This window comes from Bradyrhizobium sp. AZCC 2176 (genome assembly GCF_036924645.1).
GTDB lineage: Bacteria > Pseudomonadota > Alphaproteobacteria > Rhizobiales > Xanthobacteraceae > Bradyrhizobium.
The window spans coordinates 5,797,686-5,812,932 of the sequence record NZ_JAZHRX010000001.1 but is presented as its reverse complement, the minus strand read 5'-3'; the positions used below and the strand labels follow the sequence as shown (position 1 = coordinate 5,812,932).

The 15,247-nt window shown below is 63.1% G+C and carries 14 protein-coding genes and 1 tRNA gene; 11 read left to right on the top strand and 4 right to left on the bottom strand.

What is annotated here, in order from left to right; genetic code table 11:
- Positions 1–131 precede the first annotated feature (131 nt).
- From V1288_RS27350 to V1288_RS27340, 3 genes are all read left to right on the top strand, one after another.
- Entirely contained in the window at positions 132–710 is a 579-nt protein-coding gene (locus V1288_RS27350; RefSeq protein WP_334359983.1) for a beta-1-3, beta-1-6-glucan biosynthesis protein, read from the top strand.
- A gap of 214 nt (positions 711–924) precedes the next feature.
- The gene (locus V1288_RS27345; protein ID WP_334359982.1) at positions 925–3,606 is read left to right on the top strand and encodes a glycosyltransferase; all 2,682 of its coding nucleotides are present in this window, start codon (positions 925–927) and stop codon (positions 3,604–3,606) included.
- Between the two features lie 145 nt (positions 3,607–3,751).
- A tRNA-Lys gene (locus V1288_RS27340) sits at positions 3,752–3,827 on the top strand.
- Between the two features lie 3 nt (positions 3,828–3,830).
- On the opposite strand, the gene V1288_RS27335 is transcribed toward V1288_RS27340, so the two are convergent.
- Together V1288_RS27335 and V1288_RS27330 are read right to left on the bottom strand one after the other, a co-directional pair.
- Positions 3,831–4,397: a tyrosine-type recombinase/integrase gene (locus V1288_RS27335; RefSeq protein WP_334359981.1), complete on the bottom strand. Its 567-nt coding sequence runs from the start codon at positions 4,395–4,397 to the stop codon at positions 3,831–3,833.
- Positions 4,366–5,052: a DUF3631 domain-containing protein gene (locus V1288_RS27330; protein ID WP_334359980.1), complete on the bottom strand. Its 687-nt coding sequence runs from the start codon at positions 5,050–5,052 to the stop codon at positions 4,366–4,368. The genes V1288_RS27335 and V1288_RS27330 overlap by 32 nt, the downstream gene beginning before the upstream one ends.
- A gap of 35 nt (positions 5,053–5,087) precedes the next feature.
- Between V1288_RS27330 and V1288_RS27325 the strand changes: the two genes are divergently transcribed.
- The 5 genes from V1288_RS27325 (at position 5,088) to V1288_RS27305 (ending at position 11,225) form a co-directional block, all read left to right on the top strand.
- The gene (locus tag V1288_RS27325) at positions 5,088–5,591 is read left to right on the top strand and encodes a recombinase family protein (RefSeq protein ID WP_334359979.1); all 504 of its coding nucleotides are present in this window, start codon (positions 5,088–5,090) and stop codon (positions 5,589–5,591) included.
- Between the two features lie 633 nt (positions 5,592–6,224).
- Positions 6,225–7,472, top strand: coding sequence for a vanadium-dependent haloperoxidase (locus V1288_RS27320; RefSeq protein ID WP_334359978.1), 1,248 nt, complete (start codon positions 6,225–6,227; stop codon positions 7,470–7,472).
- 133 nt (positions 7,473–7,605) lie between these two features.
- On the top strand, positions 7,606–8,613 hold the full coding sequence (locus V1288_RS27315; protein WP_334359977.1) for an ABC transporter substrate-binding protein: 1,008 nt from the start codon (positions 7,606–7,608) through the stop codon (positions 8,611–8,613).
- 3 nt (positions 8,614–8,616) lie between these two features.
- Positions 8,617–9,228 carry an SCO family protein gene (locus V1288_RS27310; protein WP_334359976.1) on the top strand — a complete coding sequence of 204 codons (612 nt, stop codon included), beginning with the start codon at positions 8,617–8,619 and terminating at the stop codon, positions 9,226–9,228.
- Entirely contained in the window at positions 9,228–11,225 is a 1,998-nt protein-coding gene (locus V1288_RS27305; protein ID WP_334359975.1) for an ATP-binding response regulator, read from the top strand. The genes V1288_RS27310 and V1288_RS27305 overlap by 1 nt, the downstream gene beginning before the upstream one ends.
- On the opposite strand, the gene V1288_RS27300 is transcribed toward V1288_RS27305, so the two are convergent.
- Together V1288_RS27300 and V1288_RS34145 are read right to left on the bottom strand one after the other, a co-directional pair.
- A complete protein-coding gene (locus V1288_RS27300) occupies positions 11,176–11,829 on the bottom strand; it encodes a response regulator transcription factor (RefSeq protein ID WP_334359974.1) in 654 nt (217 codons plus the stop codon). The genes V1288_RS27305 and V1288_RS27300 overlap by 50 nt on opposite strands.
- 1,159 nt (positions 11,830–12,988) lie before the next feature.
- Positions 12,989–13,150 (bottom strand): AlpA family phage regulatory protein, encoded by a 162-nt coding sequence (locus tag V1288_RS34145; RefSeq protein WP_442893992.1) that lies wholly within the window; start codon positions 13,148–13,150, stop codon positions 12,989–12,991.
- Positions 13,151–13,254: 104 nt separating this feature from the next.
- Here V1288_RS34145 and V1288_RS27295 point away from each other — a divergent pair, with 104 nt between their 5' ends.
- From V1288_RS27295 to V1288_RS27285, 3 genes are read left to right on the top strand one after another with little or no spacing between them, the layout of a single operon-like run.
- Positions 13,255–14,121: a class I SAM-dependent methyltransferase gene (locus tag V1288_RS27295; RefSeq protein WP_334361415.1), complete on the top strand. Its 867-nt coding sequence runs from the start codon at positions 13,255–13,257 to the stop codon at positions 14,119–14,121.
- On the top strand, positions 14,118–14,807 hold the full coding sequence (locus tag V1288_RS27290; protein ID WP_334359973.1) for a glycosyltransferase family 2 protein: 690 nt from the start codon (positions 14,118–14,120) through the stop codon (positions 14,805–14,807). The genes V1288_RS27295 and V1288_RS27290 overlap by 4 nt, the downstream gene beginning before the upstream one ends.
- The gene (locus V1288_RS27285; protein WP_334359972.1) at positions 14,804–15,214 is read left to right on the top strand and encodes a DUF2304 domain-containing protein; all 411 of its coding nucleotides are present in this window, start codon (positions 14,804–14,806) and stop codon (positions 15,212–15,214) included. The genes V1288_RS27290 and V1288_RS27285 overlap by 4 nt, the downstream gene beginning before the upstream one ends.
- Positions 15,215–15,247: the final 33 nt, after the last annotated feature.

Sequence of the window (15,247 nt, the reverse complement as noted above, 5' to 3'; positions counted from 1 at the left end):
CTGGACAAAATCTGAAATACCCGTCATGTGAATCGCCCAGTATGTCTGCCGCATTGGGGACCAATTTGGGCGGCAACAAGCCAGACCACAACACCGGCCGCTCGCGCGGCAGGAAACTAATCGGGGAATGTATGCGTCGACGGGTGCTTGATCCAAGAGTTGCGGTTTTGAGACGCTTCGCCGCTGCCGGCCTGGCCCTCCTGATCGGATCGGCCGGAGCGTTTGCCCAGAGCGGCAGCCCGGCCCCCCAGGATCAGCAAGGCAAGTCGGCCGCCAATACCGCCGACGCCAACAAGGACAACCAGCGCAAGGCCGACGAATTCGTCGAGGCGGCCCAGGCCATCAACGGCCCGGCCGGAAACCCCGAATGCGTCTGGCTCGGCCGCCGGGTGGTTCGCCTGATGTGGCGGGACGACCTCGACACCGCATTCCGGCACCTCGATCTCTATGACCGGTTCGGCTGCCCCGGCGGTCATGTCCAGGCCACCTTCCGCTGCCTGACCCGCTTTGGCGGACAGATCGATCCCAAAGTCGCCGAAACCCTCGACAGCCGCATCCACGTCTGCTGGATCAATCCGGGCGCCCAGCCCCAGGCCGCGGCGGCCAGCCCGGCGCCGGCGGCGCCTGCGACCGCCGGCAACGCGCCGCCGGCCCCGGCCGCCTCACCCTCGCCGGCCCCCAGCGCCCCGCCTGCCCCGCCGGCGAAATAGGCGGATTTGAAATAGACAACCGCCATTCAGGATACGTTCAGCGGAACGATCCTATTTTCCCGGCGTTTCTCGGCCGCGCCCTTAAAAAAGTCATGGCGTCATACCAGTTGTGAATTCGCAGGGCAGGACTATCCTTATGACGCCGCCGTGTCGGTCGAACCCAGGGGACGGGTTCGCTTTCCTTAAATTGCAGCCCCGTATGGTTTAGCTCCCGATGCGTGCCGTCGTCGCCGTTCTGCTGTTTGTGACCGCAGCTCACGCCGGGCTGTGGGGCCTGTTTCAGGAAAAGCAGCCGGCACCCGATTTCAGGGGCATTCTGCCAAGCGTCTCCTATGCACCGTTCGAAGGGACGGCGCATCCGGACGTCGATAATATTCCGCAGATCGAAAAGATTCGCGCCGACCTGAAGAAGCTGTCGACGGTCACACGCGCGATTCGTCTCTACTCGTCGACCGGCGGCGTCGAACTGGTGCCGCCGATCGCCGCCGAGTTCGGCCTGAAGGTCACCGTCGGCGCCTGGATCGACAAGAATTCCGATCGCAACAAGCGCGAGATCGAGGCGGCGATCAATCTTGCCAAGCGCAACAGCAACGTCAACGGCATCGTGGTCGGCAACGAAACGATTTTCCGCGGCGAGCAGAAGGTCGACGACCTGATCGAACTGATCAAGCAGGTGAAGAAGTCGGTCAACGTCCCCGTGACGACCGGCGAGATCTGGAACATCTGGCGCGACTATCCGGAACTGGCATCCTCCGTCGATTTCATCGCCGCGCACGTGCTGCCCTATTGGGAAAACTTCACCGACAAGCAGGCCGTCGATCAGGCGGTCGCGATGTTCCAATTGCTGCGCGACCAGTTTCCCGGCAAGCGGATCGTGATCGCCGAGTTCGGCTGGCCGAGCGCCGGATACAATTTGAGGAATGCTGAACCCGGGCCGTTCGAGCAGGCCTCAGTGCTGCGCAATTTCGTCACCCGCGCCGAAGCCATCGGCATGGACTACAACATCGTCGAGGCGATCGATCAGCCCTGGAAATTCTTCGAAGGCGGCGTCGGACCCTATTGGGGCATTCTCGACGCCTCCCGCGAACCGAAATTCGCCTGGACCGGCCCGATCGTGAACGAGAACTACTGGAAGCTGGCGGCGATCGCGCTCCTGGTCGGAATCCTGATGTCGCTGCCGATCCTGCGGCTCGAGCAGCCGACCATCATGCAGGCGCTGGTGCTTTCAGCCGCGGCCAACGGCGTCGGCGCCTGGGTTTCCACCGTGTTCGCCTACTGGGCCGGACACTATTTCGTGCTCGGCTCGGCCTTTGCGCTGACGCTGGGCCTGATTCTTCTGGTTCCGCTGATCCTGATTGCGATGGCGCGCATCGACGAAATCGCCGCGATCGCGTTCGGCCGCGGCCCGCGCCGGCTGATCGCCAAGAGTGCGGAGGCGATGCCGCCCGCCACGATCGGCGACGCCGTCGCGTTTCCGAAAGTCTCGATCCACATTCCCGCCTATTTCGAGCCGGTCGAGATGCTCAAGCAGACGCTTGATGCGGTCTCGCGCCTCGACTATCCGAACTTCGAATGCGTCGTCATCATCAACAACACGCCCGATCCGGAGTTCTGGCAGCCCATCCAGGATCACTGCCGCACGCTCGGTGAGCGCTTCAAGTTCATCAATGCCGAGAAGGTCAAGGGCTTCAAGGCCGGCGCCTTGCGCATCGCCATGGACCGCACCGCGGCGGATGCCGAGATCATCGGCATCATCGACGCCGACTACGTCGTGCAGCCCGATTGGCTGAAGGACCTGGTGCCGGTGTTCGCCGATCCGCGCGTCGGCCTCGTGCAGGCGCCGCAGGAACATCGCGACGGCGACCGTTCGCTGATGCACTACATCATGAACGGCGAGTATGCCGGATTCTTCGATATCGGCATGGTCCAGCGCAACGAACACAACGCCATCATCGTGCACGGCACGATGTGCCTGATCCGCCGCGCGGCGATGGACATGGCTGGCGGCTGGGCCGGCGACACCATCTGCGAGGACACCGACCTGGGCCTCGCCATCATCGAGCATGGCTGGCTCACGCATTACACCAACCACCGCTACGGCCACGGCCTGCTGCCCGACACCTATGAAGCCTTCAAGAAGCAGCGCCACCGCTGGGCCTATGGCGGCTTCCAGATCGTCAAGAAGCACTGGCGTCGCTTCCTGCCCGGCGCGAGCCGGCTGACGCCGGATCAGCGCCGCGAATTCTCGCTCGGCTGGCTGAACTGGCTAGGGGCCGAAAGCCTCGGCGTGCTGGTGGCGATCCTCAATCTGATCTGGGTGCCGATCGTGGCGTTTGCCGACATCGCCATTCCCGACAAGATCCTGACGCTGCCGATCATCGCCTCCTTCGTCGTCTCGCTGATCCATTTCGTGGCGCTGTACCGCCTGCGCGTGCATGTCAAAGCCGGCCAGATGCTGGGGGCCATGATCGCGGCGATGAGCGTGCAGTGGACGGTATCGCGCGCGGTCGCCCAAGGCCTGATCACCGAGCATCTGCCGTTCGCCCGCACCTCCAAGGGCGGGCTGTCCGTGATGTCGATCGAGTTCCAGGCGTTCTGGGAGGCCGTGCTCGGCGTGCTGCTGCTGGTTGGCGCCACCGTGCTGGTCGTGACGAACGGCTACAAGCAGGTGCGCGAGATCTATATCTTCGCCGGCGTGCTGGTGCTGCAGAGCCTGCCGTTCCTGGCCGCAGTCTCGATCGCGCTATTGGAAAACTCCCGCGCCAATTCCTTTGCCTTCTGGCGTAACAGCGCGGTGCGGACGGCGGAACTGATCGGGCTGCGTCCGGTCAGCCTGCCGACCGTTGGCAGCCAGTCCCAGCCGGTTGCGTCGGAAATTCGCCGCGAGGCGAACTGACGGTGGATGAACAGGCCCGCGTCCGCTTCAACAAGCCTTGCTAAGCGCCCCGGGCACAAAGAAAATTCGAGTTGCACGGGTGCCGATTTTGTCGCGCCGGCACTATTGACCCGCAGGGGCCCGCCCCCTACACAGCGCGGCAAGTGAGCGCGTAGCTCAGGCGGTAGAGCACGTGACTTTTAATCATGGGGTCGAGGGTTCGAGTCCCTCCGCGCTCACCATTCTTAACTTTCGGCCTTGATTTCACTCAAATTTTTCGTCGGATTGTCTAACGGGCTTGCCCGGTTAGACACTTTCGTGTTCGCCTTTTGAGCTGCCTCAAGCTTGGAAATCGCCCACTTGGCCTTCCGCTTGCGGTCGGCGGTGTCGATGTAGATTTGTAACTCGCGCAAATCCTTGTGACCTGAGATGGCGGCTAGGCCTAGCACGTCCATGCCGTCGATGTCGGCAAGGCGCGTCAGGCATAATTTCCGAAGGCCATGGCTGGTGCATTCGGGCAAGCCCGCCTGATCGCACCACTCCCGCATCTTGTTGCCGAACCCGTTGGCGGTGAACGCCTTGCCGAACGAGGTGACTAGGTAGCTATCGGAGCCGGTGATCGGCGTCGCCGCTAGGATCGCCTTGGTTTCTTCCGTCAGGGGCACGTTGATGCGCTTGCCGTTACTGTGGCTAGTTTTCTGCGGCAGGAAATCGGTCAAGACGCCAGCCTTGACGTTGCGCGGCCCGATCCGCACCACGTCCGACTTGCGCACGCCGAGGTTAAGGTAGAGCGCGAGCGCGAGCCGCAGCAATGAGTGCGATAGCGGCCTCGCGCGCCAGCTTTGGCCAGTTGCCACCAGCCAGATCGGCCACGGCTAACAGTGGCTCCCACATATCCGCATTGCGGTCCTCGACGCCGATGGGCATGTCGGGGCGCGCTAGTTCGGCTGCATCGACAACCGCACCAGCCCAGCCTTCCAACCTCCCACACAACTCCTCGCCAATCGGCGCGTGTATCCGGTGCCGGAAAGGCTCGACTTGCTCATCGGGTGCCCGCCGCCGCATCCGGATAACGACGCTGCGGCTCATGATCGTGTCGGGCAGCCAACCGAGGCCTGCGAGTGCGACGGCGGCATAGCTCTCGATCTCCTCTGTATCGATGATCTTGCCGCGCACCACGCAGCGCCCGAAAGTCGCGCCCCGTCGGTGCCCGCTATTGATGAAAGCGCGGATGTCCTCGTTCTCTTTTGCCTTTGGACCGAACAGGGCGTCCATCTCATCAATCAGGATTGTCGGCGGGTCGTTATCCTGATTACCGCACCTTCTGAAAAGATACGCTGACGTTGCGTTCATGGTGGCAATTGGGTTCGGCACCAATAGCTGCGTCACCTCCAGCGCCCGCGTCTTGCCTGATCCCGGTTCGGGCGACAGAAATGCCAGCCGCGGCGTGCTCTCCCATGCACTCATCAAATGCGCGTGGGCCACCCATAGCACATGCGCTATTGCCGCGTGTTTCGTTGGACAAACGCCCACACCTCGCCGCAGCGCTGCGCAAGGCCAAACAGATCAAGGCGCCCATCGTTGTCTCGAAACTCGACCGGCTGAGCCGCGATGTTCACTTCATTTCGGGCCTGATGACTAAGCGCGTCCCGTTCATCGTCGCGGCGCTCGGCAAGAATGTGGACCCCTTCATGCTGCACATCTATGCGGCGCTCGCCGAGAAAGAGCGTTCCATGATCTCGGAACGCACACGCGATGCGCTTGCCAAGGCCAAGCAGCGGGGCGTCGTTCTCGGCAACCCAAATGTCGGCAAGATGAACACCGAAGCCGCTGCGGCTCGTGATGCCAAGCTGAGGCCCATCCTAGAGGCGGTGTGGGAGTTGCCATACCGGGAAATCGCGCAGGAGCTTACCAACCGCAATATTCCGACGCCACGCGGCGGTGATTTGTGGAATGCAATGACCGTGATGCGCGTGATGAAGCGATTGGGCATTGTTAGCCAGTGAAAGGCCGCAGGCGTTCTAACCGCAGCAGTAGGGACGTTAGCGCCGACCCACCGGGGAGGGAAAAATTTGTCGGAAAGCATGCTTATTTTCGGCAAGGCCCTCCACAAAGCCGACTACCAAACTCGGACTTACTGCTATTTGGCGGCGTCCATCGTCTCATAGGTCTAGTCCGCTTGGCCCCTGATAGCCGACGTATTGTTGCGCGGCAGCGAATGACGCGATGGGCCAAACGCGGACTTGCGCCCGGTTCGGGGGCTACGCGTAGGCGCTCAGCGGATTGGCTTAAGGGTCGCGATTCCTTTTGGCATGCAGACACCGCGGGCGCCTCGCCACTGATCGACCGCTACCCTTAGGAATGTCACCCCAACTGAGGGACCTTAGCCGAAGTGTGTGTGAGCGACGCCGGGGCGGAGCAGATCTGCGCGGCACTTCGGTCTTAGCACCAATGGACCGCTAGGCGACCGGTCGGCGGATCATCGAAACGCCCAGGATTCCAAAGAGTTGCGACTTGATCGGCGCTCTTTCTGCACGCGGATCAGCGATCCGTCAGTCCCATTTACCGCGGACAGCCACTGCAACAAGCTTGCACCGCGATCCGCACGCGCGGCTGTCAGATAACCGGAGGAGCGCAACATGCACACCAAGTTTTGCCAAGTGCTGCTTACCGCCGCCATGATCGGCACGGCACCATCGGCGTCTGCCAACGTTATCACCGATTGGGACCAGAAAGCCCTCGCCGTCGTCACGCCTATGGCGAGCCTCGGCGGCACCTCGCCCTACATGGCTCAACGCATGATGGGCATGGTGCACGCCGCGATGTTCGACGCGGTCAACTCAATCGACCGGCGCTATCGGCCATATCTGGCCCAGTTGCCGGCCGACCCTGCCGCTTCAAAGGAAGCCGCCGCCGCCGCGGCAGCTGCCGCCGTCCTGGCGACCATTGACGCAAAGACAGCCGATGACATGAAGGGGGCGCTCGCGACGTACCTCGCGTCGATACCCGATGCGCCCGCGAAATCGGCCGGGGCCAGGCTGGGCGAGGCCATCGCCGCGAAGGTGGTAGCGGCCCGGGCCAACGACGGCTCCGACGGGCCCGATGCCTACCGGCCGAGGACCACGCCGGGCGTCTATGTGCCGACGGCGATCACGATCTCCTCGATGTGGCCGGACATGAAGCCGTTTGCCCTAACCCGCGGATCGCAATTCCGTCCGAAAGCACCGATCCCCCTCGACAGCGAGGCGTGGGCAATCGACTTCAACGAGCTCAAGGACTATGGGGGGTTAGTCAGTACGAAGCGAACGCCCCAGCAGAGCGAGATCGCCCGGTTCTGGCTGGTCGGCCCGCCCGTCGCCTATCACCCCTTCGCGCGCGAACTTGTAAGGGCGAAGGAAATGAGCGTCGTCGACAGCGCGCGGTTCATGGCGCTGGTGGCGATCGGGCTCAATGATGCGATCATCGCCGTGCTGGATGCCAAATATCATTACAATTTCTGGCGCCCGATCACGGCGATCCGCAACGGTGATCTCGACGGCAACCCGGCCACCGATCGCGACGCGACCTGGCAGCCGATAGCAAATACGCCCATGCACCCGGAATACCCGTGCTCGCATTGCGTCCAGAGCGGCACCGTCGCAGCCGTGGTCAAGGCGGTGCTGGGAAGTATGGACATCCCCGAGACCGCGATGACGAGCCCAACGGCGCCCGGTATCACCCGCCGTTGGACCACCATGACGGCCTACACGGAAGAGGTTGCCAATGCCCGCATTTGGGCCGGCTTCCACTACCGCTTTTCGACTCGCGTCGGGACGGAGATGGGCCTGCAGATCGGCGAGTATGTCGTGAACAGCGTGATGCAGCCGGCCGTGACGGCATCGCGATAAAGCAAGTTCCGCCGGGCTCGCCCGACGCGGGCCCGGCCATTGAGTTTACTAGAATGGCGCGGCAGCTTATAGTTGGATGCCTGACCGACCTGCCGTTGACGCTTGAAGAGCTTTCATCAGGGGAGGACAGGTCATGCAGACATTCCAGGATCGGCGTCGCTTCCTTGCTGCCCTCGCGGCGACCGCCACGGCCTGTCTGGTCGGCCCGCCGTATTCGAAGGCTCAGGACGGACGGCTGGAAACGACGACCGTCAAAATCGGGAAAATCGCCGGCATCTGCATCGCCCCGCAGTATGTCGCCGAGGAGTTGCTCCGCGCCGAGGGCTTCACCGATATCCGCTACGTGCCGACAGAGCCCGGAACCATGGCGGCCACGGCAATCGCCCGCGGCGAGATCGATTTCACCACGAACTTCTCCCCGCCCCTCATCATCGCGATCGACGCGGGCGAGCCGATTACCATCCTCGCCGGTGAGCACGTCGGCTGTTTCGAGCTGTTTGCGCGGGAAGGCATCCGCAGCATCCCTGAGCTCAAGGGCAAGACCGTCGGCGTGCAGGCCTTGGGCTCGAGCCAATACACCTTTGTGAGCGGCATGGCTTCCTATGTCGGACTCGAGCCGGCCAAGGACATCCGCTGGGTCACCAGTTCCTCTCCCAAGCCGATGGAGCTGTTCGCCGAGGGGAAGATCGATGCGTTTCTGGGGCTGCCGCCCGAGCCGCAGGAATTGCGCGCGCGCAACATCGGCCATGTGATCTTCAACAGCGCCATCGACCGCCCATGGTCCCACTACTTCTGCTGCATGGTGGCGGGAAACCGTGACTATGTGCGCAGGTGTCCGGTCGCAACCAAGCGCGTTCTGCGCGCCATCATCAAGGCGGCTGACTTTTGCGCCACCCAGCCGGAGCGCGCCGCGCGCCAGATCGTCGATGCCGGATTCACTCCGCGCTATGACTATGCGCTCCAGTCATTCAAAGAAATCCAGTACTTGAACTGGCGGGAGTTCGACCCGGACGATACCATTCGCTTCTACTCGCTGCGGCTGCGCGAGTCGGGGTTCATCCGGGCGACCCCTAACAAGATCCTGGGCGACGGCACGGATTGGCAGTTCTTCAACGAGCTCAAGCGCGAGCTAAAGGGGTGATCAATGCGTGCGGTCTTTGCTTTCCCGCTCGCGATCCTGGGGCTGGCCCTGTCGGCCGCGCCGAGGCCGATGGAGCCGTCACCTGACGCAGCCCCTGCGGTATACCAGGCTCAGCCGCTACCAAAAATCGCGCCGGCGCCGACGTTCACGCTGACCTCGCAGGACGGCGCGCAGGTTTCCCTCACCACCCTGCGGGGCAAAGTGCTGGCCGTGACCTTCATCTTCACCCGCTGCACGGCCACGTGCCCGATGCTCACCCCGATGATGGCGCTGGTGCAGGACCGGCTCGGGCATGACTTCGGGAGCAAGATCGCATTCGCATCGATCACGGTCGATCCGGAGCACGATACGCCCGAGATGCTCAAGCTGTACGCGCAGGCATACGGCGCCGATGTTGCCGGCTGGAGCTTCCTCACCGGTCCCGCTGCGGTCGTCGCCGATCTCGCGCGCCGTTACGGCGTCTTCGTCGCCAACGACGTTAACGGCGACGTCGAGCATTCCTTCCTTACGTCGATCGTCGATCAGAACGGCATGATTCGAGTCCAGTATCTCGGCGTACGCTTCAATCCCGAAGAGTTTCGCCGCGATCTCGTGAGCCTCATGAACGAGCGATAATGCTCCCGCAAAGCGCACTGATCCGCTTCGTCTCACGCGTACCCGCCCGCGTCCAGATCAAGCTTTTGGCCGCATTTCTCGCGATCGGGGCTCTGCTGATCACAATGGGTGCGGTGGGGCTGCACGTGCTGAGCGGGGTCAATCACCGCACCGACGAGCTCATCAGGCTGCAGCGCAAGATCGAGTCCTACCGCCAGGTCCAGCACGACACGACCAATCAGCTCTATGCTGTTTCGTCCGTCCTGCTGTCGTCCGACGATGTGACGCTCGCGAGCACGCTGCGCCAGCTCAATCAGCTGGGATACAACGTCGACCGGCTCCAGTTCGTGGCCAAGGATGAGATCGAGCTGCTCGACCGATTCCGGAAGGAGTACAACCAGTTCACCAGCGTCGTACGGCACATGATCGAATTGATCCGTGCCGGCCACACCCAGGAAGCGCGCGCGTTGCAGGTGGCCCAGGCCGCAACGATCGCCGATCGGCTCGAACGCCTCACCAACCAGCTGGTCAACAAGGCCGAGGCCGACATGGTCGCCGGCATCGAGGCGAGCAACCAGGCCTATGACACCTCCCGCTGGATCGTGGTGGGGTTCGGCCTTGGCAGCATCGTGCTGGCGGTGATCCTCGGCTACGCCATATCGGGTTCGCTAATCGGTCCCGTCACCGAGGTCGAAGGCCAGCTTGGCCGGATCGCCGCCGGCGATTTTTCCCGGCGCGTGCGGGTCGACAATCGCGACGAGCTTGGCGCCCTGGCGGTCAATGTCAACCGCATGTCCGAGGAGTTGGGCCGCCTGTATCACCAGCTGGAGGAGGCGAACCTCGCGAAGTCCCGGTTCATCGCGGCGGCGAGTCACGATCTCCGGCAGCCACTTCATGCCCTGAACTTGTTCGTTACGCAGCTGCGCAACGAGAAGGATCAGGCCGAAAAGACCTGGGTCATCGGGCGTATCGATGCTGCCGTCGCGGCGATGAACGAATTGTTCAACGAGCTTCTGGACATGTCCCGCCTCGATGCCGGTGTGCTTGTTCCAAGCATCTCGGAATTTCCGGTCGATCAGCTACTCGAACGGATTGAAATGACGTTCACGGCCGCGGCGCGTGAAAAGGGCCTGCGACTGCGCGTGGTCGCGAGCGGCGCCTGGATCCGCAGCGATTTCATTCTGCTCGAGCGAATCCTCCTCAATCTCGTATCCAACGCCGTGCATTACACCCCGGCGGGCGGCATCGTCGTCGGTTGCCGCCGCCGCGCCGGCATCCTGCGGATCGAAGTCTGGGACAGCGGGATCGGCATTCCGGAGGAGCAGCAACGCGATATCTTCAGCGAGTTCCATCGGCTTTCGACGCACGGCCAGGACCGCCGAGGCGGACTCGGTCTTGGGCTTGCGATCGTCGACCGCCTGTGCCGCCTCCTTGATTGTCCGATCGAGGTGACCTCCCGCCCCGGCAGAGGCTCGCGATTCATCATTTCGGCGCCTTTGGCCGCTCCACGCGAACTTCCTGAGGCTCCGCCGCAAGCCGCTGCGGATCAGGCGATAGGGAAATCGGTGGTGGTGATCGATGACGATGCGCTCGTGCTCGACAGCATGCGCGGAGTGCTGAGAGGCTGGGGTTGTAGGGTCGTGACCGCGACCTCCGAGGATACGGCGCTTGCCGCCCTATCGGAGGCCGAGAGGCCGCCGGACATCATCATTTCCGACTATCGCCTGAGCGACGGGAATACCGGTTTCGACGTGATCGAGCGCATACGCCGCGCATTCGGCGCGTCGATCCCGGCGTTCCTCATCAGCGGGGACACGACGCCCGAGCGGCTGCGCGAAGCGCGTGCGAGCGGATACTACCTTCTGCACAAGCCAGTGCTGCCGATTACGCTGCGCTCCGTCGTTAACCAGCTTCTCAAAGACGGCGGGGGCGGCGCCGCCGGTCCGGACGCCATCGCCCGCGCGCCGGCTATTCGGGAACCTGTGGCAGCTCCCAGCCCAGCGCCCCCACCGCTATGACGGCCTCGGTGCGGTTCGCGGACTTGAGGGCCTTGAGGATCGCCGTGACGTGGTGCTTCACCGTGGGTTCGGCCATGTCGAGCGCGCGCGAGATCGCCTTGTTGCTCTTGCCGCGCATCAGAAGCGCCAGCACCTCGAGCTGCCGGTCCGTCAGGCCGGCGTCGGCGGGCGAGAACGGTTTTGCTGGCCTTGCCTCCTTCGGTTCCGCTCGCGCGAGCGCCTCGGGCGGAACGTAGACACCGCCCGACAACACCAGGCGAAGCGCGTTCACCATCACCTCGCGGGGTGCCGACTTGGGAATAAAGCCGAGCGCGCCGAGATCGAGCGCCTTCAGGATCTTCTCGCGGTCGTGGAAGGCCGACAACACGACGACCGACATAGTCGCGTGGCGCATGCGCAGGTCAGCGAGAACCGCGAGGCCGTCCCGATCCGGCAGGTTGAGATCAAGCAGGATCAGATGAAGATCGGGATGCTCCCGGATCAGTCGCATCGCCTGGTGGCAATCCGGTGCCTCCAATACGCTCGCGTCATCGACCAACTCCTTGATGACGCCGCTCAATGCATCACGGATCAGGGCATGATCGTCAACTAGGAGAATCTTCATCCGGAGGGCCCTCGACGCCGTCGCGGCGGTCCGTTGACGGAGGCAGGTTAGCACAAAGCGGTCGAGGCTGGCGGTATCACCGCAACAACGATTGTGGGAACCGATTTTGGGACCCTGCGGCTGCCGGCGTAGTAGATATGTTGGCGCGGGGGTTTCGTCTCAGTTGGGTCAATCGCTGCCGAAATGCGACACCTGCGCCATGTCCGGTTTTCGTCAATTCGCGACCGGGCAGCATACGATGATCGGCCTAGCCGCTTTGCCGATTGGTGTTACGGGCCACTACGAAAGCGACACCCAGCCACCGGGCGCCTACAACCGTCGATGTCAGCTAATCATTCTGCGTCGGCCTGCGAAGTTCCCGTAGCGGCACGCTTGGTATGACGCAGTCGCCCTCGGGGGGCGGCGAGTCTTCATCATCCGAGGCGTAGGCTTCGGGATCGCCAAGGATAGGGGCAGGTTCACCGACCCACCCACACTTTTCGCACGTCGGACGCTCCCATTCGATGTCGGGGGCGCCCGAGTGAAAACCCCGTTGTGGCGACAGCCGCTTGGAGCCACAGGCGGGACATGCGTCCGGCACGCCCCGGAGATGCCGGATAACGAGAGACGCCGCTAAGCCAAGCACATGTTCAACTGTGGTCGTCGCGGCCTCAGCGTCATACCATGTCGAAGCCCTGGCATGGGTTGAACCGGGTCCTACCGATCCGCCCGGCGCGGCTGCGGAACGCGGCACAGCGGACCAGCGCCAGGTTCGATCCAGATTTAGTCCAGAGCCCCTGCGGTGTTAGGCGGAGTACCGCCGGATCACCTGTCCAATCCCGACCGACAAGGCGAGCGGCTCCCCGAGATTTAGACACTCCGTTGAAAACCTTTGGCCTTACAGTGCGCCGTTATGACGATTAGACACTGCTAGGTTATTGATTTTGCTGGAAAGTGTGACTTCCTCCGCGCTCACCAAAAACCTCATAAAATCAAGCGCTTCTAGACTAGGCTTGGGCTGCTGCCTAAAAGCTCTCCCAGGTAGCAAATGGGTAGCAAGTCATCAGCGCTGATCAGCACGTTGGTAGTGGATCAGGCGTGCGATCTACGCAGCGAGCCGCACACTAGGTCGGTCTGGCTTCCGAATGTGCCGAGTGCGCGCGAGCGTTTGCTGATCTGATCAGGTTGTCCAAACACGCGTCGATCTTGCTTTCACCCATGCCACGCGCCTTTCGCCGAGGCTGACGCGCCTCGGAAATTTGCCCGCAGTCTCAAGCCGGTCGAAATAAGACTCTGACCGGGTCGCGGCTGGACGCCGTAAGGGTATTCGAAGCCCAGACACAGCAAAGCTGCCTGCGACCCCGTGGCCGTTCGCCAAGCGGAACAGTTCGGCACCGGAGGCGTTTTTTCGCACGGAAGAAACGCCCTTTGGGGACGCATGTGCTGATGCGAAACGACCGAACTGCGCTTACGCTCAAGTGTCCCGCGTGCAGTCGGGCGACGCCACATCGGTTTCTCTACATCAAGAACGGTTGCGACATCTTTCAATGTCGGGACTGCGGACTGGGACGCACCGAGGCATCGAGCTTCGATTCCCTCGCATATTATGACGATGGCTACTTTTCCGGCCGTCAGTCCGACGGCTACGCCGACTATCGCGGCGCCGAACCTGTGCTACGGCGCGAGTTCGCCCGCACGGTCGAGTTCATCCAGCACCGCAAGCCACAGGGCTGCTTGCTCGAGATCGGTTGCGCATACGGCTTCTTTCTCGATGAAGCCCGCCGCGCGGGATTTGAGGTGAGCGGTATCGAGCCGGCGGAATCGGCCGCGGCCCATGCCGGCGATCTCGGCTTGAACGTCATCTGCGGCCCGCTGAGCGAAGCGACTCTCGAGTCGCTTGGCACCCTGGATGTCATCGTCCTCCTCGACGTCATCGAGCATCTGCCCGACCCGCAGGAAGCCCTCGCGCTGCTCGCGGACCATCTCCGGCCGGACGGAATCATTGTGCTGACGACCGGAGACTTCGGTTCCTTGGCAGCGCGGTCGACCGGCGCGCACTGGCGCCTGATGACGCCTCCACAGCACCTGTGGTTCTTCAATCGCGCCAGCATCGCGTCTCTGGCCAATTCGGTCGGCTTTCGCGTCGAGAGTTCCGATTACCCCTGGAAATTCGTGCCGTTCTCGCTGATCGCCTTCCAGGTCGGTCGCATGGTCGGCCGCAAGATCGCGGCCAGCCCGACGGGCAACCGGTTCGCTATTCCCGTGAACCTGTTCGACGCGATGCGCGTGGTCTTGAGCAAGGCGCCACCATGACCGGCCGGATTCGTAATCCCTGGGTCGTTGTCGCGGCGTACAATGAAGCGCCGGTGGTCGGCAGAGTCGTGTCCGGCATTCGCCGCGCCGGCTACGCGGTCGTGGTCGTCGATGATGGCTCCAGTGACCGAACCGGCGACGTTGCGTTGCTCGCAGGCGCGCTCGTCGTCCGGCATCCGGTCAACCTCGGACAGGGCGCCGCGCTGCAGACCGGCATCGACTACGCCCTCGAGCAGCGTGCAGATGCGCTCGTCACGTTCGACGCCGACGGCCAGCACTCCCCCGTGGCCATCGCGGCGCTGCTCGCGGCGATCGAGCAGCCCGGCATCGATTTCGCGCTCGGCAGCCGCTTTCTCGCCGGCGCGACGGCAAATCTGCCGGTGTCGCGCCGCATCCTGCTCAGCGCCGCGCTCTGGTTCACACGCGCGAGCACCGGACTGCCGGTCACCGATACCCACAATGGCCTACGGGCGATGACCGCGCGCGGCGCCCGCGCGATCTCCTTGCGACAGAACCGAATGGCGCACGCATCCGAGATCCTGCACCAGATCGCGCAGAGCCGCCTGCGCTTTGTCGAGGTGCCGGTGAACATCGAGTACAGTGCCTATTCGCTGGGCAAGGGTCAACGCATCACCGATGCACTGGCCATCCTGATCGATCTGTTTGCGCGGAGGCTCTACCGATGATCGCGCAGCTATTGTTGACGGCCTTTCTGGCGTTGGTTCTGGTCTACGCCTGGTCGGCGCATCGGACGGTGCCGATCATTGGCCTGCTCGCGAGCGGCGCTGCGCTCGCCGGCCTCTACTTCGTTTGGGTGCCGGAGCATGCCACCGCGCTTGCGGCCTTCGTGGGAATCGGCCGCGGTTCCGACCTCATCGTCTACACCTGGGTCGTGATCAGCCTGCTCATCATGCTCAACTTGCATCTCAAGTTGCGGCTCCAGCTCGATATGATCACGCGTCTGGCGCGCGCCGTCGCGATCGATCGCGCCAAGGAGAGCCGGCTTGAGGCAGGCCCGCCGCGAAAACGTCGCCCGGTCATATCGGGCCGAAAGCCCGAGGCGCTCCCGATCGAATTGCAGGCGAAGAAGTAGATGCCATTGCCAAGTCGCGTGCCAAGTCGCGCC

Bases quoted from the DNA above. Each gene is read 5' to 3' on its own strand.
- V1288_RS27350 (WP_334359983.1), top strand. From the start codon at position 132: ATGCGTCGACGGGTGCTTGATCCAAGAGTTGCGGTTTTGAGACGCTTC.
- V1288_RS27345 (WP_334359982.1), top strand. From the start codon at position 925: ATGCGTGCCGTCGTCGCCGTTCTGCTGTTTGTGACCGCAGCTCACGCC.
- V1288_RS27330 (WP_334359980.1), bottom strand. From the start codon at position 5,052: ATGAGTGCATGGGAGAGCACGCCGCGGCTGGCATTTCTGTCGCCCGAA.
- V1288_RS27320 (WP_334359978.1), top strand. From the start codon at position 6,225: ATGCACACCAAGTTTTGCCAAGTGCTGCTTACCGCCGCCATGATCGGC.
- V1288_RS27315 (WP_334359977.1), top strand. From the start codon at position 7,606: ATGCAGACATTCCAGGATCGGCGTCGCTTCCTTGCTGCCCTCGCGGCG.
- V1288_RS27310 (WP_334359976.1), top strand. From the start codon at position 8,617: ATGCGTGCGGTCTTTGCTTTCCCGCTCGCGATCCTGGGGCTGGCCCTG.
- V1288_RS27305 (WP_334359975.1), top strand. From the start codon at position 9,228: ATGCTCCCGCAAAGCGCACTGATCCGCTTCGTCTCACGCGTACCCGCC.
- V1288_RS27300 (WP_334359974.1), bottom strand. From the start codon at position 11,829: ATGAAGATTCTCCTAGTTGACGATCATGCCCTGATCCGTGATGCATTG.
- V1288_RS27295 (WP_334361415.1), top strand. From the start codon at position 13,255: ATGCGAAACGACCGAACTGCGCTTACGCTCAAGTGTCCCGCGTGCAGT.
- V1288_RS27290 (WP_334359973.1), top strand. From the start codon at position 14,118: ATGACCGGCCGGATTCGTAATCCCTGGGTCGTTGTCGCGGCGTACAAT.
- V1288_RS27285 (WP_334359972.1), top strand. From the start codon at position 14,804: ATGATCGCGCAGCTATTGTTGACGGCCTTTCTGGCGTTGGTTCTGGTC.